We start from the raw sequence: 24,953 nt of genomic DNA, 5'->3' as shown, positions 1-24,953 counted from the left end.
GATTTAATATCCTTTTGCCAGACTACTTCCTGAGAATACAGTACGGAAACTGTGCATAAGGTTAATGCACTAAAGTAGAGCTTTTTCATCTATTTTGTGTATTTAAAGGTTAATATTAGTTTTTATTATCACAATGCTGCAAATTTAACGAATTTTAATAATTACTCCCTCACCTGAATGAGATTTAATGTCAAATTTGTTATAGGTTAATGGTTTATTGCAACCTTAGGCAAAAATAAAACGGTAAAGCGACAGAAATTGACGTGTGTTTTAAAGATGCAAATATTTTCATTTAGGTTGGCAAATAGGTTAAACTTTTTCTTTTTAAATAACTTTTCAGTTTATTGCCATTTTTAAACTATGCAATGAATAACAGAAAAATAGTTTCCTTAATTGTGTTTTATTTGGAATGAAAGACTTTACACTTAATAAAAATTAGAACAGCAATTCAATAATCTCATACCACATTGCCGAAGTAAAAAATCCAACGATAATACTAAAACCAATAATTAAATTCATCAGTTTGGTATTTAATCTGAATTGTTCTGCAATAATACTTGCCGTTACAACAGTAGGCATTGCAGCTTCGAATACTGTAATTTTTGCAATATTTCCTTTTATTCCTATTAATAATGCCAATCCTAAAACAATTGCCGGAGCCAGAACCAGTTTATATAACATGGAAGCAGACATTTGAGGGATCAATTTTTTCCAGCCGTTGAATTTTAATTGTAAACCAACAGAAAATAAAGCCAAAGGGCTTACAGTCGCTGCCAGTTTATCAAAAAATGGTTCCGCTAGAGTGAAATCTATGAATTGAGACAATACCAGAGCAGAAACACACCCTACCAAAGGAGGAAATGTAATTAATCTTTTTACCATAAATTTAGCACTTACTTTCCCCGATCTGCTTCCCCCTTTTACCGCTGCTATAATTCCTAATGTAGAAAGGGCAAAAAACATCGTTTGGTCACAGATTATGGCAATACTTAAAAGACTTTCACCGTAAAAAGCAGAAATTAAAGGAAAACCAATAAATGAGGTATTACTGTAACCACCCGATAATTCTAAAGTACTTCTTGACCGCTTAGAATACCCATTGCTTTTGCTGTAAAACATCATGAAAAAGAAACAAAAAACTGCAATCAAAAAAGTCGCGACAATTGGGAAAAGCATTTCTGATGTCCATTTTACTTTTGGCAGATATTTAAAAGAAACCGCCGGCAGTGCAAGGTAAAGGATCCAGGTATTGATACCTTTGTGAGCATCAGGATGGATAGATTTTGTTGCTTTGAATACCATCCCTGCAATAATACACACCGCAATCAGAACAAAATTTATCATAGTTTTAAAGAAATATGCAACAAATTTACGTCTGATTTTTTAGTTGAGAATGAAAACTTATATTTTTCACATAGTTTTTAATTCATCGCATCCCGAAGGCTCATCACTTCAATATTCTCCAAAGGTTTTGAAAGCGTAATTCTTCTTGAAGTTTTAGGCAATAAATCAAAAAAATTGTCACTGAAATGAGTATCTCCAATCAAATAAACATCTTTTGCCAAGACATCTGTAGAAATTTCAATTTCGGTCGTAGAAATTTTCTTGATTTGAATATTTGGATTTGGTAATTTTAAATCTTTCAGTTTTGCAAAAAAGTGATCGTTTTGAGCTATAATATTGTTGTTTTTATCTTTTAAAATAACATGTAAAAGAACTTCGCTTTTCTCCGATTCAGAAATTAACTCGTTGATTGGCATTGATGTAAACTTCAATATACTTTCCAAATCTTTTCCTTCTGCAACAATCAATGGAGCAGCTAAACTTTCTCCATTAAATTTTATCAATTTAAATTCAAGGCTTACATTTTCAAATTTTTTCAATTCGTCATTTATAGCATAAAAATTCAAAATATTATTTTTTTCTTCCGTTAAAACCACTTGATTTTCAAAACTCCTTTTAATCTGATAATGCAGTGCTTTCCAATTACCTAAATAATCAATGGAAGACCATGAGACCACCGGCCAACAATCATTCAATTGCCAATACAAGGTTCCCATATTATAAGGCTTTCCACGGCGATGCGCTTCAATGGCAATCTGCATTCCGCGAGCCTGAAGCAGCTGAGAAATGTAATTATATATAATAAAGTCAGTGGGAATTGTATAATCCCGTTGCATATAATTATCAATGATTTCCCAGCCTCTTGCATGTTTTTCATGAGCTTTTACAGTCCCGTTTTGTAAGCTTAAATCAGGAGTCCCGGAAAACATTGATTTTATTGTTTCCAGGGCAGGCATTCCCTGAAAACCATATTCAGACATAAATCTTCCTACTTTTTCATTATAAATTTCAAATGGTTGCTCGCCCCACCAAATCCCCCAATAATGAGAATCTCCTTCTGCCAGACTTTCTCTGTGCCCCCAACCGATTGACGGTGAGCTTGGCCAATACATCCTTCTATCACTTGTCGCATATTTTTTTATTGCATTTGGAATAATTTCATGAAAAATTTTCTTATAATCTTTCCAAACCTGTAAAGAATCTTCTTTTGAATAATTGAATTGATTTTGATATCCCCAATTGACAATCGCTTCATCAACTTCATTATTTCCACACCATAAAGCAAGTGACGGATGATTTTGAAGTCTTTCAACCTGATCTTTTACTTCAGATTCCACATTTTGTTGAAAACTTTCATCTGCTGGATAAAAACTTCCTGCAAACATAAAATCCTGCCAGACTAAAATTCCGTTTTCATCACAAGCTTTGTAAAATTCATCATCCTCGTAAATTCCACCACCCCAAACACGAATCATGTTCATATTGGCTTCTTTGGAATCGTTTATCAATTGTTGATATTTTTCTTTGGTAATTCGAGGCAAAAAACTATCGGACGGAATCCAGTTAGTTCCTTTTACATACATCGGATTTCCATTAACTTTGAAATAGAATGACTTTCCTTTAGAATCTTTTTCCTGAACCAGTTCAATCGTTCTTAAACCAATTCGTTCAGATTTTTCAGCAATGTTTTTTGAATCTTTTTCTAATGAAAATTTGAAATTATACAAGTTCGGTTCCCCCCAACCGTTCGGTTGCCAAAGCTTAGGATTTTCAATACTATATGGAATTTGTATTGTGTTTTTTCCTTTTCTTAATTGAATATTATTTATTTTATCGTTGATCAAAACAACATATTTCCCTTCCTTATCAGCGAAAATTTCAGCATGAATATTCAAATTTGCTTTTTGTTTTGTTAAGCTTTTCTGCTCTACTTTTACATTTTCAAGTTTAGCATTATTCCAGAAGTTCAGCTTAACGTTCTTCCAGATTCCGGTTGTTACTAATCTTGGGCCCCAATCCCAACCAAACTGATATTGAGCTTTTCGAACAAAACTTCTCGGTGATTCAGGCATTGTAAAGGGAACTTTTTTTGCCAGGTCTTTTCCAACATTCACTGCGGATTTAAACTTAATTTGCAATAAATTATCTCCAGATTTCAAATATGGCTTAACAGAAATTTCCCACTTTCTAAACATATTATCAGTTTTCTTTAGTAATTTTCCATTCAAATAAATTTCAGAAAACGTGTCCAGCCCATTAAAAACCAAGTCTATATTTTGATTACTTAATTCTTTTTCAGAAATAGTAAACTTTGTTTGATAATCCCAGTCTTCATTTTCTATCCATTGAACTTTCATTTCTTTTTCATCTTTATAAGGATCGGGAATCATTTTATGATTCATTAAATCCAGATGCACTGTTCCCGGAACCATAGCAGTAAGCCAAATATCATCTTTTGAATTTTTAAACTTCCATTTTTCAGCAGATAAATTTCTCTCCGAAAACTGAGCGAATAATATATTTTGAATAAAAAGGAAAGTAAAAAGGATAGTTTTCTTCATCTATATATATTTGATGTAAATAGCATGAGTCTCCATTCTGAACGCAGTAAAGCGAAATGAAGAATCTATTTTAGATTTTTCTCCAGAATGACAAACTATGTGAATATTTTTGATTAAATTATTTACTTTTCAAAGCAATAACCTCATCCGCATCGGCAAAAGCTCCACCATTAATAATTGCAGAAGAATGAAAATATTCAGCTTTGGTAAATTCTCTGATTTCTTCAATATTTGTTGAGCGAAGTCCACCACCAATAAGAATTTCGATTCTTCCGTCTGATAATTCCACCAGCCTTTTCAAATTCTCTTTTCCATCCGAAACATTTGGTTTTTGTCCTGAGGTAAGAATGGTTTTAAATCCGCATTCAATTATTTTCTCTAAAGAATTTCCCAAATCTTTAGCTCTGTCAAAAGCACGGTGAAAAGTACATTGATAAGGTTTTGCCAATTCAGTCAAAATTTTATTTTTTTCAATACTTACCTCATCATTTTCATCTAAAATTCCGAAAACAAAGCCGTCAACACTTAAAGATTTTAATTGTATTACATCACTTTTCATTTGCTCAAATTCTGCATCAGAATAGGTGAAATCTCCGCCACGAGGACGAATCATCACAAAAATCGGAATATTTATTTTTTTTCTAAGCTGTTTTGTTATTTCAAAATCCGGTGTTGTTCCACCTTCGCTTAATCCGTCACATAATTCTATCCTGTCTGCTCCGTTTTCAAAAGCTATGATGGCAGATTCCGGATTAAAGCATGCTATTTCTATTTTTGACATTTCAGGTTTTATGGTTTTATGGTTTTATGGTTTTATGGTTTTATCAAAATTAATTTCTAATGTTTTTATTTCAAAGCAAATTCCGGTTTTTCAAGACGGTTTCCTTTTTGATCTTGCACCGCAAAATTAAACCCATCCTGAATACAATAAGAACCATATTCACCTTTTTTATTTAAGGCAATAAAGCCAACCTGAATGTCTTTTAAATTTTTATTCCGTCTTTTTGTAATCTGCACAATTCTTTCAACAGCCTCTTTACAAGCCTGTTGAGGAGTCCTACCCTGCCTCATTAATTCAACCACCAAATGAGTTCCTACCGTTCTGATAACTTCTTCTCCATGTCCTGTTGCCGTCGCTGCCCCTACTTCATTATCAACAAATAAACCTGCTCCGATAATTGGAGAATCACCTACTCTCCCATGCATTTTGAAAACCATTCCGCTGGTTGTACAGGCTCCCGAAAGATTTCCCTGAGCATCCAACGCAATCATTCCGATAGTATCGTGATTCTCAATATTTACGATAGGTTTATATTTACTGTCTTTCAACCAGTCTTTCCATTCCTTTTCAGATTCCGAAGTAAGAAGGTTTTCCTTTTTAAAACCCTGAGAAATAGCAAATTGAAATGCTCCATCTCCAACAAGCATGACATGTGGCGTCTTTTCCATGACCGCTCTTGCTACAGAAATCGGGTTTTTGATATTTTCAAGACAGGCAACAGAACCGATATTATAATTTTCGTCCATAATACAGGCATCTAAAGTCACTCTCCCATCTCTGTCCGGACGCCCTCCGTAGCCAACACTTCTTTCACTTGGATCCAATTCTACCAAACGAACTCCTTTTTCAACAGCATCCAAAGCTCTTCCTCCTTTGCCTAAAATAGTCCATGCCTCTTCGTTCGCTTTCAATCCAAAATTCCATGTGGAAAGTACAATTGGTTTATTGACAATTTTATTAGTTTCAGGAAAATCTTTAGCAATCAAATCCAATGGATTTAATAATAATGCTGAAGACGCTAGTACTGTATTTTTAAGAAATTTTCTACGTGAAGACATATTTATGTTAGGTATTAAGGATAATTTAGTTAAGTTTAATTAGCTCCGATTTCGTCAACAAAAAGCCATGCTTTTGAGTCTGCCCCGGGATTCCCGGCCGGAATAATTCCTGCATTTTCTATTTTAATTTTTAAATATTTTGAATTTTGATATCCAACGTTTAGTTTCATTTTTCCTTTTGCATTCAGAATTTCATCTTTCCTGATTTCTTTGATCATCTTAAAATTTTTATTATCATCAGAAACAAAAACCTGAGCAGATTTTGCCCAATGAATCCAGCTTCCTTTATTTTCTAACGTATTAAAATAAACTTCTGAAAACTGAGTTTTTTGTCCGAAATCAATTGTCGCTACAACATCTTTTCCCTGAAAACCAAGCCAGGTTTTTCCCAACTGCTTTTGATTGCCAATAATCCCATCAACCAATGTAAAAGCACCACCAAAAGAATAATTTTCATTTGGTTGCTGTTCCAGCACAATATTTTTACCTGACGCTTTTGAAGCCGTAAAAGACTGTGAAGAAACTGCACTTTTCAATTGACCGTTTTCAAAATAAGCAGATTTTATAATTAAAGATTTTGTAACAGCAATCGGATTTTGATAAATCTGAGAGTTTATTGTTGGCTCAGTTCCGTCTAAGGTATATCGAATTCCCTCCGGGTTCTGTGAGGACTGGAGTTCATAGGCAATACCCTTATTATCCGGGATTACTTTTCCTGAAATATTATAAATGCTTTTAGCATAATTTACATTCATTTTATCCAAAATCTTAAACTGTTTAATAACTCTGCCTTCAAATTCTTTATAATCGTTAGGATTGGCAGTTCCCCAGCCTACTTCTGAAAGCGCAAATAATCTTGGAAAAATCATGTATTGAACCTGTTTGAAATCAAGAATATATTCTGTCCATAAATTTGCCTGGACTCCCAAAATATATTTTACCTGTTCAGCATTCAATTCGGTCGGAATTGGGTCATAAGAATAGACTTTATCCAAAGGTGTAAAACCTCCGAAAGCGTTTGGTTCCGTTCCCGGATCTCCCTGATAATGGTCAAAATAGCAATAAGAACCAGGTGTCATTACCACAAAATGGTTAGATTTTGCCGCTTCGATTCCCCCGTTTACGCCGGTCCAGCTCATTACGGCTGCATTTGGAGCTAATCCGCCTTCTAAAATTTCATCCCAGCCGATAATCTTTCTTCCTTTGCTATTTACATATTTTTCAATTCTGTGAATAAAATAACTTTGCAGACCATGTTCATCTTTCAGATTATTTTTCTTAATTAATTCCTGACAATGAGCACATTCTTTCCATCTTGTTTTCGGACATTCATCACCTCCGATGTGAATATATTGCGATGGAAAGAGTGACACCACTTCATCCAGAACATTCTCTAAGAATTTAAAAGTTTCATCTTTCGGACAAAAAACGTCATCAAAAACACCCCATTTTGTAGCAGCCTCAAAAGGACCTTTTGTGCAAGCCAATTCAGGATAAGCAGACAGTGCAGCCAAAGCATGACCCGGCATTTCTATTTCTGGAACTACAGTAATATGCCTTTTCTGAGCATATTTTACGACATCTTTAATTTGTTCCTGAGTATAAAAATAGGGTCCGTAAGGTTTTCCGTCAAAAGTATTATCAACATAAGCTCCAATCATTGATTCTTTACGTTTTGAGCCAATTTGAGTCAATTTAGGATATTTTTTAATCTCAATCCTCCATCCCTGATCATCCGTCAAATGCCAATGAAAAGTATTGAGCTTATACATTGCCAAATAATCTATATACTGCTTCACCTCTTCAACAGTGAAAAAATGACGGCAAACATCCAGATGCATTCCGCGCCATGAAAACTTAGGTTGATCCTCAATTTTTAGCGCAGGAAGTTTATTATCCTTTGTATTGTTCTGGATTAATTGAATTAATGTCTGAAGGGCTAAGAAATATCCTTGATTTGTATAAGACTTTATCTGAATCTGCTTTGATGAAATTTCAAGCGTATAAAATTCATCATTTTGAGCCAAATTATTAGATTTTGGCAATTGATAATAAACCAAATCTGCATCCTGCCCTTTAGAATTCTGAAATTTAAGATCTAAAATCAGTCTTTTTTTGAAGTATTCAGTTTCTTCTTTAGGTAAATTATCATCAAGTCTAAAAACTTCAGGAATAGGAAAATCCCCTTTAATCACATTCACTTTTTGGGGATATGGAATTATATTTAACCTATTTTGAGAAAAACTTATAATTGAAAATAATACAAAAAATGCTGAAAGAACGCGTATCATCAGATCTGGTTATGGTTTTAGCTAAGATAATTATTTTCTGAAAAACTTCTCTACTCATTTTAACTTATTACACAATAAAACATCTAAATTTGCAAAAATATACAATGAGAAAAACTATTCTTCTAGCCGCCGGACTATTATTTTCAGTTTCTACACAGGCACAAATTTTCGACGTATTAAAGTCTGCGGTAAAGGACAAAACCGGGATTGATCTTAATACTCCCGTAAAAACAACAACTTCCACGACGTCCTCTACAACATCGAGCAGTAGCTCTTCTGTAAATATCAGTAATCTTACCTCAACTCAGATTTCGTCAGGTTTAAAGGAAGCTTTAAATATGGGGGTTTCTGAAGGTGTCAAAAAGCTAGCTGTAACAGATGGTTTCTTTAAAAATGAAGCCGTAAAAATTTTAATGCCCGAAAAGCTGAGGAAAATTGATACTACCCTGCGCTCGGTAGGTTTGGGAAGTCTGGCAGATCAAGGTGTAAAGTTGTTAAACAGAGCCGCCGAAGATGCCGTAACAGAAGCAACTCCAATTTTCGCGAATGCTATTACTTCAATGACAATTACGGATGCTAAAAATATTTTACTGGGAACCGATAATGCCGCTACAAATTATTTACAAGAAAAAACTCAAAGCCAGTTATTTACTGCTTTTCAGCCAAAAGTAAAGGCTTCATTAGGAAAAGTGGGTGCTGATTCTGTCTGGAAAAACTTAATTTCAAAATATAATACTTTGACAGGGCAGTCTGTAACGACTGATCTTAATGAATATGTAACTACTGAAACCATTAACGGAGTTTTCAAAATGGTTGCGGATAAAGAAAGCGGAATCAGAAATACTCCTGCCATGAGAACAACAAGTATCTTGCAGAAAGTTTTTGGAGCGCAGGACAGAAAATAATTTCTTGGACTGAAACAAAAATTTGAATTTGAAATATCTTCAATCAAAAAAACCTCGTCAGTGACGAGGTTTTTTGATTTTTTTATTAGAATTGCATTTCAGGAATTTCGCCCTCAATGATCAAATCGGCTTCTGTAGACTGTATAATATGCTCTACCGAAACCCCCGGAGCTCTCTCAACAAGCTTGAAACCTGCCGGAGTTACATCAAGAACAGCTAATTCTGTAACGACTCTTTTCACACAGTTTACACCAGTTAAAGGAAGAGTACATTTTTTCAGGATTTTACTTTCTCCCGCTTTGTTTACATGCATCATCGCAACGATAATATTCTCAGCGGAAGCCACCAGATCCATTGCACCACCCATTCCTTTTACCATTTTTCCAGGAATTTTCCAATTGGCGATATCTCCGTTTTCTGAAACTTCCATTGCTCCAAGAATTGTAAGATCAACTTTCTGACCTCTTATCATCCCGAAACTGAAAGCAGAATCGAAGAATGAGCCACCTTCTAAAATAGTAATAGTTTGTTTTCCGGCGTTGATGACATCTGCATCTTCTTCACCTTCAAAAGGGAAAGGCCCCATCCCCAAAACTCCGTTTTCACTTTGAAATTCTACGGAAATACCTTCTGGGACGTAGTTGGCGACCAAAGTAGGAATCCCTATTCCCAGGTTTACATAGTAACGGTCTTTCAGTTCTTTTGAAATTCTTTTAGCAATTTGTTCTTTTGTGAGCATATTAAAAACTTAGACTGCAATTTAATTATTTTCGCCTGAATACAAAAGGTCTTTATTATTCAAAATTATTAATATCATAAGTCAAAATAATATCTCTAATTTTACAACATTATTTAATAGAATGAAAATACTTTTAAGATACCTTAAGCCCTACCAATGGTTGATTATCCTTTCTTTGTTTTTGGCAACCATCAATCAGGTTTTTTCTTTATTTGCTCCGGCCATTACCGGTAATATCCTTGATAAGCTGGTGACTCATCCCAATTTTTTTGATAAAGAAAAACTTTTACCCAGAAATCTGAACCAATATTTATATGGAGACGGAATTTATCACGGCGTTTTTTATTTTTTAGCATTACTTATCGGAACAGCGATGATAAGCCGGATTGCTAAAGCTTTTCAGGATTATGCAGTAAGTGTTATCACTCAAAAGTTTGGTGCGAAAATCTTTACAGACGGTTTAAAACATTCAATGGCGTTGCCTTATCAGGAATTTGAGGACCAAAGAAGCGGCGAAACCTTATCGATTTTAACGAAAGTAAGAGAAGACTCCGTAAAATTTATTACCAGTTTTATTAATATCTTCTTCGGAATCTTAGTGAGTATTATTTTCGTTTCGGTGTATGCTATTCGTTTACATTGGACGATTATGCCTGTGTACATCTGCGGAATTTTCCTGATTGCATTTATTACTAATTTATTGAGCAAAAGAATAAAAAGTATTCAAAAAAATATTGTTTCAGAAACCACGGCTTTAGCGGGAAGCACCACAGAAAGTTTACGAAATATCGAAATCGTTAAAAGTTTGGGATTAACCAATCAGGAAGTTATCCGTTTAAACAATAATACTTACAAGATTCTTGGACTTGAGCTCAGAAAAGTGAAAAGCATCCGTTCCTTAAGCTTTATTCAGGGAACGATGGTTAATTTTCTTCAACAGATGATTACCATGACTTTATTATTATTAATTTTTAAAAATATTGTGACCCCCGGACAATATCTGTCCCTCATGTTTTATGGTTTTTTCATTTTCGGGCCAATGCAGGAGATCGGAAACATTATCATTTCTTACCGTGAAGCAGAAGCTTCTCTTTTTAACTTTGATAATTTAATGAAAAAAGAAGTGGAAGAAAAACCACTTCATCCAAAACAAATCGGAGCTATTGAAGAATTAGAATTTAAACATGTTTCTTTCAAACATCAATCTGCACAGTATAAAGCATTGAATAATATTTCTTTCGATGTTAAAAACGGGGAAACTATCGCTTTTGTAGGACCCAGCGGATCAGGGAAAAGCACATTGGTAAAATTGCTGGTTGGGCTTTACCGACCTCAGGAAGGAAATATTTTTTATAACACGATTAACGGAAAAGAATTTGATTTTGATGAACTGAGAAATCAAATTGGTTTTGTAACCCAGGATACCCAACTTTTTGCAGGAACTATCAAAGAAAATCTCCTTTTTGTAAATCCTAACGCTACAGAATCGGATCTGGAAATTGCTTTGCAAAAATCGAGTTGTACCGCATTGCTGGAAAGAGCAGAAAAAGGCATAGAAACCGTTATCGGTGAAGGCGGACTGAAATTAAGCGGTGGTGAAAAACAAAGGATTGCCATCGCCAGGGCACTTTTAAGAAAGCCTCATTTATTAATTTTTGATGAAGCAACTTCTGCTTTGGATAGTATTACCGAGGAAGAGATAACATCTACTATAAAAAATATTTCAAAAGAAAAAGAACAAATTACAGTTCTTATCGCACACCGTTTAAGTACAATTATGCATGCAGACCGAATTTATGTGCTTGAACGCGGACAAGTCATAGAAATGGGTTCCCACGATAAATTAATTGCCGAAAAAGGATTATATTATGCCATGTGGCGACAACAGATCGGGGAAAGGAAAATGCTTATTTCACCGGAAGCATAAACAAAGCGCTGAAATATATTTCAGCGCTTTGTTTTTTATTTTAAATATTTTCCAAAGAAGGTCAGTCTTTTTTTCTCACTGTTCTCTGTTCAATTCTTTTCTCAAATTTTTCACCCTGGAAAATTTTCTGAACCATGATTCCCGGAATATGAATTTGATTCGGATCTAATTCTCCCGGTTCTACTAATTCTTCCACTTCAGCAATAGTGATTTTCCCAGCTCCTGCCATAGGATGATTAAAATTTCTTGCAGAACCTTTAAAAATAAGGTTTCCGGCATAATCCCCTTTCCAGGCTTTTACGATGGAATAATCTGCTTTGTAAGCATGCTCCAAAATATGTGGTTTTCCGTTGAAATCTTTCACTTCTTTACCTTCTGCCACTTCAGTCCCGAAACCTGCCGGTGTGTAAAAAGCAGGAATTCCAGCTTGTGCAGCCCTGCATTTTTCTGCTAAAGTTCCCTGTGGAGTCAGCTCAACTTCCAATTCTCCGGAAAGCATCTGTCTTTCAAATTCTGCATTTTCTCCTACATAGGAAGAAATCATTTTTTTAATTTGTCTTTTATGAAGCAACAATCCCAATCCGAAATCATCAACTCCTGCGTTGTTTGAGATGCAAGTCAAATCTTTCACATCACTGTCTACCAAAGCATTAATTGAATTTTCAGGGATACCACAAAGACCAAATCCGCCAAGCATCAATGTCATACCATCCTTAATGCCTTCGATGGCTTCCTTTGCATTTTTTACTCTTTTATCTATCATGAAATATTAGATTTTCTGTTGGCTTAAATTTAATACTTTTTCTTATATCTATTGTATTTGGTAATTTTTTGAATTTATGCTGACTTTTCTGTATTGAAATCATTGTTTTGTCCGTGGTCTGAATTTTGGTTATTTAAAACCATCAATATCACAAATAATTATCATTATGGAAACGAAAGACATATCAAGAATTGCTCTCGGCGCATTTTTAATCGGTGCAGGAATAAGTCACCTTACTTTTGCAAGAAAAGAATTCCAAGCTCAGGTTCCTGAATGGGTTCCTTTGAAGAAAGACGATACCGTTGTATATTCGGGAATTGCAGAAATACTTTTGGGTACAGCAACTATTATAACTCCTGAAAAATACAGAAGAACAATGGGACAAATTGTGGCAGGTTTTTTTACAGCTGTATTTCCCGGAAATGTTGCTCAGTACAAAAGCAGAAGAGATTCTTTTGGTTTAAATACAGATAACCAAAGACTTGCGAGACTTTTTATGCAAGCGCCTTTGGTAGCTTGGGCACTGAAATCTACAGATTAATAAAATATCAATATAAAAAGCAGGAAAAATTTTCCTGCTTTTATTTTAATGATAAATTTGAAAAAATATCATTGAATAATCAGTTTTAATGTAAATAGTTTTCTTGTATATACTTTTACAAAATATACTCCTTTCGGAAGATTTTCATTAACTAACGAGAAACGTTGATTGTGAATATTATCAGATTTATAAAGCAAGTCTCCTGCAGCAGAAAGCAATTCTATTTTTTCAATCGGATAATCACTTTTTATAAATGTAGGCTGTCCGGGTTTTGTTGGATTTGGATATAAAACTACATTCTTTTCTGTGCTGTTTTTCACTTCGTCCGTTCCTAAACTTCCCGATGAAACCTGAAACTGAACTCTATTTGAAACTTCCGTATATGAATCATTGGTAAACATTACCATGTAATAATTTCCCGGTGTTGCAGGAACTGCTGCCCCTTGAATTGTTTTTGTTCCCTGAGTAACACCGTCAAAATAGGTATAAGAAACAAAATTATCATCCGGAGTCTGGATATTTTGAGGATAAATTCCCAACCAGTCTTTGATAATTCCCGGAGAATCCGTCCATGAAGCGGTAATATTCTCGCCCAAAGTATAAACAGGCTTATTGATCCAAAGTTCTGTAACAATGTCCCCTACTTTAAAGAAAACCTTTTCGCCAACCGTCGTATAGCCATCTTCGAGGAAATACTGAGCATAATAATACCCTTTTGGAAGACCTGTAAAATTAAGTGTTCCGGAGGCTGTTGTCACATAATCCCATTTGATGGAGGTATTTGTTCCGGGAACCTGTCCCATTTTGTAAATTCCGATCCAGTCTTTTGTAAGATTGGGCCCGTTACTGAAATTCACTGTAACTACTCCACCAACAGGGTAAGTATCTGCTGTTGTATTCAGTATTACTTTCGGCCCTACATAAAAGCTCTTTCTTGGAGCAATGTCTGTATAGCCGTTATTTGCGAAGAATCCTGCAAAGTATTGGCCCTTACCTGCAATACCGTTATTAAATGTCGCTGTTCCGGCAGTTTGTCCGTTGGTATACATGTAACTCTGAGAGGTAACAGAAGCCGGATTCTGACCTTTTTTATAAATTCCGACCCAATCCTGCTGATTTCCGGGGCCGTCTGTAAAAGTAGCCACAATGGGCTCATTCTGGAGATATTCTGTCTTATTTAAAGTAAAAGCAGGGTTGGAAACTACACTGCCTGTCACTTCAAACTGTTTTGTGTCACTCCAGTCGCTCCATTCTAAATTTCTATCTCTGTAACGGACTTTCACATAATACATCCCGTTTGTGATAGAATTTGAGACAATCGTTGCTTTTGTAATATCAACACCGGCATTCAAATTTTTTGTTTTGTCAGGATTTCCGTTTCCGTCTTTTCCAAACCAGTTTTCAAAATCACGGTAAAATTCTTTTTCAATAACAGAAAAATCGGGGGCTTTACTGATTAGAAACTGAGTTGTATTTAAAAGCTCTCCGTTTGTCGATGCAAAAGGACTTCCGTTTAATGTTAAAGGTAATGTAACTGCTCCTGAGAAAGTATTTGTAATAGAAGGCTTCGTAGGTTTTGGCTGATTTTTATATCTGTGAAAAGTATCAACCAATTCATTGTATTTTTTAGTATAAACGCCACCGATTGAATAACATTCAACATCTGCTTTTCCTGTGTTGACATCCACTTCCACGATTTGATAGGTCCAGTCTGTGAGTGTTTTTTGAACGTCATCAAAGTCCTGTTCATTAGACATCCCCCAATATTGATCCCAAGCCGTTCCTCCTGAAATTATCTGATAATTTGGAGTATTTTTAAGCTGACCTCTATGATATAAATGATGGTGAGCCCCAACGTGCATTAAATATTTTGAAGAAGTCGTTAAAAGTGGAACTGCATTATTTCTAACCCAAGTCGAAATATCTCCCACATATTGCTCCGCCTGATAAGGCCTGTGACTCAATGAGATAATCCAGTCTACAGTGGAGTCATTATTTGCCTCATTTAAAATCTGTTGAAGCCAGGTTTGCTGAGCTGAACCTGTATGTTCCGAACTTAAACTTATAAATAAAACATTTCCAGCCTGTTGAGCATAATAATTCTCATTTCCGGAGGTCATATTTTTATATTTAATTTCATCAATATAAAAATGAGCATAATAAGAATTCATCCCCAAAGTTCCATACGTCTCGTGATTTCCTACCGTTGTCTGAATCGGAAGATAAGGTGAAAGTTTAATATTCTTTTTAAAATGAACATTTTCATAATGATCCAACGTTCCTACATCTACCTGATCTCCGACCATAAACGTCAACGCAATATTGTCCGAAGGATCAGAATTTATTCCAAATTTTTGTTTTAACTTTTTAAAAGCATTCAAAGTAAGTGTATCATACCTGGGTTCAGCCTTGATCTGATTGTCACCCATGATCAAAAAGCGGATTTTTCCGTCTGCAGTTGCGGGCTGACCAGGCAAAGGAAGTGTTTTGAAATTATAAACCGCAGATTCGTTGGTTCCGGTTTTTATTTTATAATAGTACTTTGTATTAGGCTGTAGATTGGTGATTTTTGCTGTATGATAATAATAGTTGTTATTATATCCTGTATCCGAAAAAATATTCGTAGTACCGGTAACCGTTACATTTAAATTTGCAGCTGACGTTCCATAGATTACAGTCGTCTCGTTATCGGAAGCCGTTTTCCAGTTAACAATCATGGAATTTGGTGTCGGGTTCTGTAAATACGGAAACAAAGCCTGTCCGAATACCAACTGGACGGCAAAGAAGAAAAAGAAAAAATAATGTTTCATAATAGTTCAGTTTTAATGATGTGTATAGAGTTTTAAATCGTTTATTTTAAAAGAGTTAGCATAATTTTTATTTCGGGCAAAAGTAAAGTTCCCATATAAACTCAGCCTGATGGGAATTTCAAGGAAATGTTAATTTTTGGGTTGAATTCGAACGAAAAATTTATTGTATTTAATACATAAATTGTTTGGCACATTCAAAAAGTATTTCTTATATTTGCAGCCTGTTATTCAACCTCTGACGAAGTCCGTGTAAGTTGCTTAGCCTAAACATTTTATTTATTAATAATGGATTTATTAAAGTACGTACAAGACAAGTACATTACAAAAAAAGAATTCCCTGAATTCAAAGCTGGTGATACAATCACTGTGTATTACGAGATTAAAGAAGGTCAAAAAACAAGAACTCAGTTCTTCAAAGGAACAGTTATCCAATTAAGAGGTACTGGTTCTACAAAAACTTTCACAATCAGAAAAATGAGTGGTGATGTAGGTGTAGAGAGAGTATTCCCTATCAACATGCCGGCTCTTCAGAAGATTGAAGTTGACAGAAGAGGTAGAGTTAGAAGATCTAGAATCTATTACTTCAGAGATCTGAGAGGTAAGAAAGCAAGAATCAAAGACGCTGCTTACAAAAAGAAATAATTCAGACAACAATACATACAAAAAGAGACTGTTCATATTTGAGCAGTCTCTTTTTATTTCTTTAATCATTTAATTCTACTTAATAAAATCATACAACGCATTCCAAAATTTATCATAAACTTCGATGTGGGGAAGATGTCCCACATTTTCAATTTCAACTAATTTTGAGCCAATAATTTGCTGTTGTGTTTTCTTTCCTAATTCCTGGTATTGTCCCATTTTAGGCTGCAATTCTTTCGGTGCCCTATCCTTTCCTATCGCTGTTCTGTCTCTTGTTCCGATGATGAGCAATGTGGGAGTTTTAATATTCTTAAACTCATAACAAACGGGTTGATTGTAAATCATATCCGATGTTAATGCCGCGTCCCAAGCTACTTTCGGATAATCAGAATGTAAAGTCCAGCCTGCAATTAAGTCTAGCCAAGGTTGATACTCATCTTTCCATTTATTATCATAGTAAAATTTTAACTGATAATTTTTATACGTTTCAGCCGTGTTTTTTAATTCTGACTGATAAGCCTCATCTATCGTCTGATAACCTGCAAAAGTTTTATAATCTTCTAATCCTATGGGATTTTCAAGAATTAATTTCTGAACTTTTTCAGGATAAAGCAGAGTAAATCTTGTCGCAACCATTCCACCCATTGAGTGTCCTAAAATTATCGCTTTATCTACTTTAAGCTCATCTAAGATTGCTTTTGTATTTTCAGCCAGCTGAGAAAAAGAAAACTGATAACTTTGTGGCTTTGAGGACTTCCCAAATCCTATTTGATCAGGAATAATTACCCGAAAACCTTTATCAGAAAGATCTTGCGCTGTTTTCTTCCAATAGGCTCCATTGAAATTTTTCCCATGAAGAAGCATCATTATTTTTCCATTTGGATTTTTTGGCCTTACGTCCATATAAGCCATTTTCAAATCGTTATTCTGGGATTTTAAATTAATAAAATGAACTTTATAAGGATATTCATAATTGGTAAGCTCTGCATCCAGAGGTTTTATCTGGGAAAAGCTAAAGATCGGCGTAATCGATAGCATTAAAACAGCCACTGCATTTTTAAAATTTTTCATGAAAGTCTATTTATGTATAAAAATAAAAAAACCGTTTCAAAAGAAACGGTTTATATCTATTAATTATAATTTATTTAAGATACTTCTGCCACCACAAGCTCTTTTTTGGAAGGTAAATTCATTAAAACAATCGCAAAAAGAATCAAAACAATTCCCAGCCATTGAATCAAAATCACTTCCTCTCCTAATAAAACGAAAGCCATAGTTACGGACACCGGAAGCTCCAAAGATGAAACAATACTTCCCAATCCTAATCCTGCATTTGGAAAACCAATATTGAATAAAATCGGAGGAATTATCGTTCCAAATAATGACAAAACTAAACCGTATTTCCAAAGAATTGAATAATTAAATGAACGAATATGGTCTGTATTTTCAGTAAAATTTAAATAAATTGATTTCAATCCATCAAAATGAAGCGGCCCGATTTGAGCGAAAAACAAAAAGGCAAAAATTACAACCGCCCCCCCAGAAAGCATAATAATACTCTTCCTGAAAACCGGCAAATGTGTCGCCAATGTATTGGAAGTAAACATCGTCATTGTATAAGAGGCTGCAGCCATTAATCCCCAGAAAATACCTTTAAAATCTAACTCAATTTCGGTATTAATAAGGTTTGTCGCCAAAATGGTTCCTATTAAAACAATAATAACAGACACCACTTTTCTGATATTAGGTAACTTTTTGGTTAGAAAACCTTCAACCACGACACTAAACCAAACTGACTGCATTAATAACACAATTGCAATCGATACATTGATATACTGAACTGCGATATAATAAAATAAACTTGTACAACCGAGTGAAGTTCCCGCTAACATCAACATTCTTATTTCTTTAGCTGTAGGTGAAGATAGTTTTTGTTTTGACGTGATGGTTTGGATAAAATTCAATATTAAAAGCCCCACTAATCCCAATACAAATTGTGATGTCGTTACCTCTGATGTGGTATATCCATCTTGATAGGCTAACTTGACAAAAGTTGCCAACATACCATATATACTTGCACCAATTCCTACAAATAATACTCCTTTTAGTATATTTTTCTTCTTCATAATTTTTTTTTTAAACAGCCTGCAAAGTTACAACTTATTCCCCAAAATTAAGTCAAGCATTAATTGAATAGATAAATAAAATCGCCGCAAGCAAGCTTGCGGCGATATATAAATCAATGTTAATAATTGATTATTTTTTAACAATAACTTTAGATGTAGCGTCGAATCCAAGACCTTTCACTCTCACCATATATGTTCCGTTGATTAATTTATCTGTAGAAATTGCTTTTTTAGCATCCGGAGAAATTTTATCTTCAGAAGAAACTAATTTTCCTGACATATCATAAATCTCAACACTTACTTTTCCTAGCGTATTGCTTGGGAAGCTAATGAAGAATTCATTTTTAGCAGGATTTGGATAAATAGAGATTGTATTATTTTTAACAGATTTCACCTCATCAGTAGCCAGCACACAGTCAGCAGGCACTGACAAATCTTCTACCTGGTCATTAATATTGGTTTTTACCCCTGCAGAAGCATTAACACCCAAACCTCTTCTTGCGAAAGTTCTCCAGATCATACATCTATCAGCACCGTTGGTAGTTGCTAATTCTGCAGCCAATATGGCATTTCTTCCATCTACGAATGTAGGATTACAAACTTGAAGTTTTAACGCATCAGTTACTAATTGTAAAACCCTTGAGCTTCCGCTGGTTGTGTTTGCTGTTACATCAGAAGAATAACCATATTTAGCAACATACTGCCAATGCAAATCCCAAAGCATTGTAGCCCAGATAAATCCGATAGAGTGTACATCCGGAACAATTTGATTACTTGTATTCAGATATTCCATTCCATTAGTATCACCATAGGTAAAATTATTAATTGCAAGATCAGGTGAATATTTTGCAGGTCTAATTCCTAAGCCTGTAGTAGCTTGTCCTGCCGCGTATGTCCCCATACCTCTTGCAACTGTAGCATTATCTCCCGGTTTATTTGTCAGCATTATAGCAAAGAAGTCAGACCATCCCTCTCCCATTTGCTCTTTATCAGCACCTGAGTTCAAACAATTATATCCGGTACCTGTCAATCTGTTAGAGATGCCATGTCCATATTCGTGAGTTACAATACCATTATCAAAACTTCCATCAGGAGTTATACTTGTTGCAGGATCATTTTTCAATGTCACATTTACTGTAGTATTTGCAGATAGATTAGTTTTAATATATTCACCTTCTGTATTTCCAATTAATACCGAAGGGATAGTGATGGTAGCATCAGTTCCAGACATATTACCAATAGCGTCTCCATTGACTGTATTATTATAAATAATAGTAGCAATAGCGCCCGCGTTCTGTAAGTTTTTTGTTTTAACCGAAAAATTACATGTTCCTCTTTCTACTAATCCTATTTTCCCTTCAAGAGAACCTGCAGGTAAAGCTGTACACCCATCTAAAACAGATGAAAGCTGCACATTCCCTGTAGTTCCCGCTGCAGTTAAGGCAGGTCCGAATTGAGCAATTCCAGCTAAAGGAGTACGCGGAACCGCCGCACTTGGTGCATTATAGAAAAATAATTGATTTACAGGAGACCATAAATACATTTGCATTTTAGGATTATAATAATCCGGAGGAGAAGAAAAGTTTGCATTATTCAAACCTCCACCATCTTGAGCTTCTGCAAAAACTCCGTCATCATCCAAACCTCCTTTTCCAAAGTTATTCCATTGGAAGTTTCTTGCAGATTCAGTAAATCCGAACTGATAGAAAACATCATGTACTTTATTATTTAAGTAAAATAAATTCGTAATTGCTGCATTTTGATTAGCGGCAGGAGTTCCATTTATACTGAAGGGGAAATTAAATGTTCTTGAAGCACCACCGTCCGGAGATAACCCAGGTATATTGGCAGCAGCAGTATCTTCATAAGCATATACATTGTTTCCTTGTGTATTGGTATAATGAGTTGTACCGTCAGAATGCCATCCTTCCGGAGAAGCTGTAAGATTCCAAGGATTGGAAATTATAGCTCTTGAAGCAAATGTAGGAGCTTCTATAGGCAATGGAAAAACATTATATGAAGCATTATCTGGCAACAAAAACATTGATAAATTTTGGGCTTTCTTATTTTCTGCCCCAATAAATTTATAATCAGTTTCATCAGTATGGATATGTGCTCCTGAATAATCTGATGAATAAGCATCATGTTTAAAATCACAAGAAGTTGTCAGATTACTTTTACTGATAATCTCACCATTATTTGCATCAACCAGGATATTCCAATAGTTTGATGATTTAGGTTCATTAAAAGCATATTCGTAAGCTAAACGAAGATCTCCACTCGCATTGGTTGTGTATACTAGTCTTTGTGTAGCCGCTTTAGTCTTATTTTCACTTTTTTCAAAGAAATTAACAATCGGAAGTGAAGCAATCTCTCCTTTTCCTAAATCATCAGCAATCTTTTGAAGTGCAACATTCTTACTAATAGACGCGCTTGTTTGAGTAGATTCATTATAATTTTTTACAAAATTATCTGAAAAATAAACAACCTTATTATCTTTAATAAGAGCCGTTGCTACCGAACTATAAACAGGTAAACCATTGAACGTCTGCTGAACTTTAACAATATTACCATTTAATGATTTTGAATTATCAACATTGTCAATAATAAAATTAGTAAGATCAGACTTTTTATATTCTCTTATTTTATTTTGAGAAATATAATCTTTAATAAGCCTTTCATTGTCTTGTGAAAACAAATAAGATGGAATTACTGAAAAAACAGCAAACAAAAGGGGTAGAGTTTTCTTTTTCATTTTTATCTATTAAAGGCGCTAATTTACAAAGATTTATTAATCGGAAAGGTTTTTTGTTATTTTTTTATTAAATTATTTTATATTCTAAAAATAAATATTAAATATGAAAAAAGCTACTTCATTACAAAGTAGCTTTCAAATCATTTATATAACTTATTTTTTAATTATTTTATCGGTGTAAATCTCGCCTTTATCAGATATAATTTTCACTATATAAATTCCCTGATTTTGAGAATGAATATCTATCTCTATTTCTTTTTCTCCTCTGAAGGTCTTATTAAACAAAACATTCCCACTTACATTCATTACTTCTAACTTTCCGGAAGTAATATTTTTTTCTAAAACTACTTTAAATACCCCATCTGTAGGGTTAGGTGTAAGTTTAAATAATTTCTTAATTTCTGAAGATTGTTGAGATTGTTTTAGAACAATGCAATCCAAATCTATATCATAATCAAACCAAGGGTAATTATTTAATGAGCTTACGGTGTATATATTTCCATTTAAAGTATAGATCATATTTAATCTTAATCTGTACTGCCCCGTTGCGCCAGCTGATGTGGAAGCACTAAAATCTGCCGGATATAGGTAATTATAATATAACCCTGTAGTTCCCCACTGAGTAATATTACTCAAATCAACCGGATAAATATCTCCCGTATTATTATTGATTATTTCTAATTTGAAACCATCCAATGTAGCGCCCGCAGGCAATGTATATCTCCAGTTTACAGCTTGCATTCCTATTAGTCCGCAACCGTTTGGCTCATACTGCATCATAGTAATTTTTCCCCAATCTGTAGCATCACAAATGCTATTCGCTATATCTACCCAAAGATTACTTTCTGTCTGATATAAGCCAAAACCGTTAGTTCTGTTATAATACATTCTTGGTAACACTCCGCTATCGAAATCACTTGGGAAATTTTCAAGAGCACCAGTATAATTCCCTCCTATACTTGAAATAACAGCCGCCGCATTTTGAGCCGTTGGGTTTGATGTAGGTGTATAATGAATCATGACAAACTTTGAATTTCTTCCCTCTTTAAATTTCGTAACATTTACAAAGGCCTCATCATCATTAAAATTAGTATTAGCCTCATTCACTAAATATGATCTGTTTATCGGAGTTGTTCCTGTATTTCTATTGGCATCTGTAAAAGTAATAATATGTAAAGGTTGGTGAAGATCTACATTTAACGTTGTTTGCGGGCTTATAATATTTGCATCCGGAACGTGATCCATTGCGTATCCTATTAATCCCAATGCTTCATGGAACTGATCTCCATAATATAATCTTCTCTCAATATTTGTTGCAACCGAGTGATCATTAGTAAGATCAGATTCAATATAAATTCTTGGGGCAAAACCAGTATTTGGCGCATTATAAAGACCCGCTCCATAATGTACCACTGCTACTCTGTTTTTAGGGTTACATGACAAAAGAGATTCTATAAATTTACTCGCAGCCAGTTTCATGTCAGTAAAAGTTTGAGCATTAATCGAAAAACCATTATCAAGTAGAATAATGTAATCACTACCGCCAACTTGGGCAGATAGTTTCCCAAAAGACATACAAAATGTAATAAGGAAAAGTAAAAATGTTTTTTTCATGGATTAAAAATTTTATTAATTAAAGTATGCTAAAAATAATATATTTTTCTTTATATCGTGAAATATTTTAAAAAATAAATATTTATCAATAAAAAAAACTACACTAAAAGGTAAAAAAAAAGCCACTCATTTCTGAGTGGCTCAATATTACCAATGGTTAAAGATTATTTACCTTCTTCCATTTTTCTTTTCAATTCTGCTAAAGCATCAATATCTCCAAGAGTTGATCTTTCTTCGTTGTTTGAAGAAGATACGTTTCTAGAAGAAGAGTCTTTCACATTTTTCTTCTCTTCATCTCTGAAGATACCTGTATGAGAAACTACTACTCTTTTGAATTCTTTGTTGAATTCGATTACTTTAAACTGAGCTTCTTCACCTTTCTTGATTTTAGATCCATCTTCTTTCTCTAATAATCTTGAAGGACAGAAAGCCTCAACTTCAGCATCTTCGAACTGTACAGAAGCACCTTTATCGTGTACTTCTACCGCTTTACCAGCATGGATAGTTCCTTCAGCATACTTAGTTTCGAATGCATCCCAAGGGTTGTCTGTTAATTGCTTGTGACCTAGAGATAATCTTCTAGCCTGGATGTCTAATTCAAGAACTACAACATCTAATTTATCACCTACTGCACAGAACTCAGATGGATGCTTGATTTTCTTAGTCCAAGAAAGATCAGAGATGTAGATTAATCCGTCGATACCTTCTTCTAACTCTACAAATACACCAAAGTTAGTAAAGTTTCTTACAGTTCCTACATGCTTAGATCCTACCGGATATTTAGCTTCGATATTTTCCCATGGATCTTTGCTTAATTGCTTGATACCAAGAGAAATTTTTCTGTCTTCTCTATCTAAAGTTAATACTTCAGCTTCAACCTCATCACCTACTTTCACAAAGTCACCAGCAGATCTTAAGTGAGTAGACCAAGACATTTCAGAAACATGGATTAACCCTTCTACACCTGGAGCAATTTCTACGAATGCACCATAGTCAGCAAGAACTACTACTTTTCCTTTTACTTTATCCCCAACTTTCAAGTCAGCAGAAAGAGCATCCCAAGGGTGAGCTTCTAACTGCTTCATACCCAATTGGATTCTTGTTTTCTCATCATCGAAATCAAGGATAACAACTTTCACTGTTTGTCCGTCTTCCAGGATTTCAGATGGATGGTTCACTCTAGACCAAGAAAGGTCTGTAATGTGGATCAATCCATCAACACCTCCTAAGTCAATGAATACACCGTAAGAAGTAATATTCTTAACAGTACCTTCAAGAACCTGACCTTTTTCAAGCTGAGCGATGATTTCTTTTTTCTGACCTTCAATATCTGCTTCGATCAATGCTTTGTGAGATACCACTACATTTTTGAACTCAGGGTTGATTTTTACAACCTTGAACTCCATAGTTTTACCTACGAATTGATCGTAATCTTTAATTGGCTTAACGTCAATTTGAGAACCAGGTAAGAATGCTTCGATTCCGTGTACGTCTACGATCATACCACCTTTAGTTCTTGATTTCACAAAACCGTTAACGATTTCTCCAGTTTCGTGAAGTTCGTTTACTTTATCCCAAGCTTTAAGCGTTCTAGCTTTTCTGTGAGATAATTGTAATTGACCAGTTTTGTCTTCTCTTCTGTCAACCATTACTTCTACCTCGTCACCTACACTCAGGCCTTGGTTGTAACGGAATTCGTTAAGAGAAATAACACCTTCAGATTTGAAGTTGATGTCTACGATAGCTTCTTTATCAGTTAATCTTACAACTCTACCAACTAAAACGTCGTTATCGTTTAGGCTGTTAAGAGATCCGTTATAGATTTCTTCTAAATCGCTTTTTTCTTTTCTCGCATCTGCATCAAGACCTGATTCGAAAGAATCCCAATCAAATTGTTCTGGTGCTACGTTTTGGTTTAATAAAACCTCTGCTGAATTTGTCTCTTTTGACATTTTCTAATAAAATTTGTATTCCTTCTTTTTTAATGGTCTGAATAAATGCGGATTAAAAAATACGGAAGTAATTAATTATAAGTAATTTACTCTTCAAACCTTTTCGCCACAAAAGTGGGTGCAAAGATATTAATTTTATTTGAG

At 34.5% G+C, this 24,953-nt stretch carries 17 protein-coding genes; 4 read left to right on the top strand and 13 right to left on the bottom strand.

Annotated elements, in window-relative coordinates:
• Positions 1-435: 435 nt before the first annotated feature.
• From ACM39_RS05065 to ACM39_RS05045, 5 genes are all read right to left on the bottom strand, one after another.
• Complete coding sequence (locus ACM39_RS05065; protein ID WP_048509924.1) at positions 436-1,344, bottom strand: AEC family transporter; 909 nt, start codon at positions 1,342-1,344, stop codon at positions 436-438.
• A gap of 77 nt (positions 1,345-1,421) precedes the next feature.
• Positions 1,422-3,905: a beta-mannosidase gene (locus ACM39_RS05060; protein ID WP_048509923.1), complete on the bottom strand. Its 2,484-nt coding sequence runs from the start codon at positions 3,903-3,905 to the stop codon at positions 1,422-1,424.
• A gap of 118 nt (positions 3,906-4,023) precedes the next feature.
• The gene (locus ACM39_RS05055) at positions 4,024-4,686 is read right to left on the bottom strand and encodes a copper homeostasis protein CutC (RefSeq protein ID WP_048509922.1); all 663 of its coding nucleotides are present in this window, start codon (positions 4,684-4,686) and stop codon (positions 4,024-4,026) included.
• A gap of 65 nt (positions 4,687-4,751) precedes the next feature.
• Entirely contained in the window at positions 4,752-5,744 is a 993-nt protein-coding gene (locus tag ACM39_RS05050) for an isoaspartyl peptidase/L-asparaginase family protein (RefSeq protein WP_048509921.1), read from the bottom strand.
• A gap of 35 nt (positions 5,745-5,779) precedes the next feature.
• A complete protein-coding gene (locus ACM39_RS05045; RefSeq protein WP_082140524.1) occupies positions 5,780-8,035 on the bottom strand; it encodes a family 20 glycosylhydrolase in 2,256 nt (751 codons plus the stop codon).
• Positions 8,036-8,139: 104 nt separating this feature from the next.
• Between ACM39_RS05045 and ACM39_RS05040 the strand changes: the two genes are divergently transcribed.
• Positions 8,140-8,940, top strand: a complete 801-nt coding sequence (locus ACM39_RS05040) for a DUF4197 domain-containing protein (protein ID WP_048509920.1) — start codon at positions 8,140-8,142, stop codon at positions 8,938-8,940.
• An 85-nt stretch (positions 8,941-9,025) separates the two neighbouring features.
• Here ACM39_RS05040 and ACM39_RS05035 read toward each other — a convergent pair whose 3' ends face one another.
• Complete coding sequence (locus ACM39_RS05035) at positions 9,026-9,679, bottom strand: CoA transferase subunit B (RefSeq protein WP_048509919.1); 654 nt, start codon at positions 9,677-9,679, stop codon at positions 9,026-9,028.
• A gap of 121 nt (positions 9,680-9,800) precedes the next feature.
• Between ACM39_RS05035 and ACM39_RS05030 the strand changes: the two genes are divergently transcribed.
• Positions 9,801-11,606 (top strand): ABC transporter ATP-binding protein, encoded by a 1,806-nt coding sequence (locus tag ACM39_RS05030; RefSeq protein WP_048509918.1) that lies wholly within the window; start codon positions 9,801-9,803, stop codon positions 11,604-11,606.
• Between the two features lie 61 nt (positions 11,607-11,667).
• Here ACM39_RS05030 and ACM39_RS05025 read toward each other — a convergent pair whose 3' ends face one another.
• The gene (locus ACM39_RS05025) at positions 11,668-12,369 is read right to left on the bottom strand and encodes a CoA transferase subunit A (protein ID WP_048509917.1); all 702 of its coding nucleotides are present in this window, start codon (positions 12,367-12,369) and stop codon (positions 11,668-11,670) included.
• Positions 12,370-12,535: 166 nt separating this feature from the next.
• On the opposite strand from ACM39_RS05025, the gene ACM39_RS05020 reads away from it, so the two are divergent.
• Entirely contained in the window at positions 12,536-12,910 is a 375-nt protein-coding gene (locus ACM39_RS05020) for a membrane protein (protein ID WP_048509916.1), read from the top strand.
• Between the two features lie 68 nt (positions 12,911-12,978).
• On the opposite strand, the gene ACM39_RS05015 is transcribed toward ACM39_RS05020, so the two are convergent.
• Complete coding sequence (locus ACM39_RS05015) at positions 12,979-15,720, bottom strand: fibronectin type III domain-containing protein (RefSeq protein WP_048509915.1); 2,742 nt, start codon at positions 15,718-15,720, stop codon at positions 12,979-12,981.
• A gap of 285 nt (positions 15,721-16,005) precedes the next feature.
• Between ACM39_RS05015 and rplS the strand changes: the two genes are divergently transcribed.
• A complete protein-coding gene (gene rplS, locus ACM39_RS05010; RefSeq protein WP_034709455.1) occupies positions 16,006-16,362 on the top strand; it encodes a 50S ribosomal protein L19 in 357 nt (118 codons plus the stop codon).
• A 75-nt stretch (positions 16,363-16,437) separates the two neighbouring features.
• Here rplS and ACM39_RS05005 read toward each other — a convergent pair whose 3' ends face one another.
• The 5 genes from ACM39_RS05005 to rpsA all read right to left on the bottom strand — a co-directional run bounded on the left by ACM39_RS05005 (position 16,438) and on the right by rpsA (position 24,809).
• A complete protein-coding gene (locus ACM39_RS05005) occupies positions 16,438-17,433 on the bottom strand; it encodes an alpha/beta fold hydrolase (RefSeq protein WP_048509914.1) in 996 nt (331 codons plus the stop codon).
• Between the two features lie 74 nt (positions 17,434-17,507).
• Positions 17,508-18,488 (bottom strand): EamA family transporter, encoded by a 981-nt coding sequence (locus ACM39_RS05000; protein ID WP_048509913.1) that lies wholly within the window; start codon positions 18,486-18,488, stop codon positions 17,508-17,510.
• A gap of 130 nt (positions 18,489-18,618) precedes the next feature.
• Positions 18,619-21,243, bottom strand: a complete 2,625-nt coding sequence (locus ACM39_RS04995) for a T9SS-dependent M36 family metallopeptidase (protein WP_228377058.1) — start codon at positions 21,241-21,243, stop codon at positions 18,619-18,621.
• Between the two features lie 153 nt (positions 21,244-21,396).
• Positions 21,397-22,857 (bottom strand): T9SS type A sorting domain-containing protein, encoded by a 1,461-nt coding sequence (locus ACM39_RS04990; RefSeq protein ID WP_048509911.1) that lies wholly within the window; start codon positions 22,855-22,857, stop codon positions 21,397-21,399.
• 164 nt (positions 22,858-23,021) lie between these two features.
• A complete protein-coding gene (gene rpsA / locus ACM39_RS04985; RefSeq protein ID WP_048509910.1) occupies positions 23,022-24,809 on the bottom strand; it encodes a 30S ribosomal protein S1 in 1,788 nt (595 codons plus the stop codon).
• Positions 24,810-24,953 lie beyond the last annotated feature (144 nt).

Source organism: Chryseobacterium sp. FH2, from assembly GCF_001045455.1.
Taxonomy (GTDB): Bacteria; Bacteroidota; Bacteroidia; order Flavobacteriales; family Weeksellaceae; genus Chryseobacterium.
This window is presented reverse-complemented; position numbering and strand designations above follow the sequence as displayed.

Coding starts and splice junctions, on each gene's coding strand:
- ACM39_RS05000 (WP_048509913.1), bottom strand. CDS start 18,488: ATGAAGAAGAAAAATATACTAAAAGGAGTATTATTTGTAGGAATTGGT.
- ACM39_RS05055 (WP_048509922.1), bottom strand. CDS start 4,686: ATGTCAAAAATAGAAATAGCATGCTTTAATCCGGAATCTGCCATCATA.
- ACM39_RS05025 (WP_048509917.1), bottom strand. CDS start 12,369: ATGATAGATAAAAGAGTAAAAAATGCAAAGGAAGCCATCGAAGGCATT.
- ACM39_RS04995 (WP_228377058.1), bottom strand. CDS start 21,243: ATGAAAAAGAAAACTCTACCCCTTTTGTTTGCTGTTTTTTCAGTAATT.
- rplS (WP_034709455.1), top strand. CDS start 16,006: ATGGATTTATTAAAGTACGTACAAGACAAGTACATTACAAAAAAAGAA.
- ACM39_RS05045 (WP_082140524.1), bottom strand. CDS start 8,035: ATGATACGCGTTCTTTCAGCATTTTTTGTATTATTTTCAATTATAAGT.
- ACM39_RS05030 (WP_048509918.1), top strand. CDS start 9,801: ATGAAAATACTTTTAAGATACCTTAAGCCCTACCAATGGTTGATTATC.
- ACM39_RS05005 (WP_048509914.1), bottom strand. CDS start 17,433: ATGAAAAATTTTAAAAATGCAGTGGCTGTTTTAATGCTATCGATTACG.
- ACM39_RS05065 (WP_048509924.1), bottom strand. CDS start 1,344: ATGATAAATTTTGTTCTGATTGCGGTGTGTATTATTGCAGGGATGGTA.
- ACM39_RS05015 (WP_048509915.1), bottom strand. CDS start 15,720: ATGAAACATTATTTTTTCTTTTTCTTCTTTGCCGTCCAGTTGGTATTC.
- ACM39_RS05060 (WP_048509923.1), bottom strand. CDS start 3,905: ATGAAGAAAACTATCCTTTTTACTTTCCTTTTTATTCAAAATATATTA.
- ACM39_RS05040 (WP_048509920.1), top strand. CDS start 8,140: ATGAGAAAAACTATTCTTCTAGCCGCCGGACTATTATTTTCAGTTTCT.
- ACM39_RS05020 (WP_048509916.1), top strand. CDS start 12,536: ATGGAAACGAAAGACATATCAAGAATTGCTCTCGGCGCATTTTTAATC.
- ACM39_RS05035 (WP_048509919.1), bottom strand. CDS start 9,679: ATGCTCACAAAAGAACAAATTGCTAAAAGAATTTCAAAAGAACTGAAA.
- ACM39_RS05050 (WP_048509921.1), bottom strand. CDS start 5,744: ATGTCTTCACGTAGAAAATTTCTTAAAAATACAGTACTAGCGTCTTCA.
- ACM39_RS04990 (WP_048509911.1), bottom strand. CDS start 22,857: ATGAAAAAAACATTTTTACTTTTCCTTATTACATTTTGTATGTCTTTT.
- rpsA (WP_048509910.1), bottom strand. CDS start 24,809: ATGTCAAAAGAGACAAATTCAGCAGAGGTTTTATTAAACCAAAACGTA.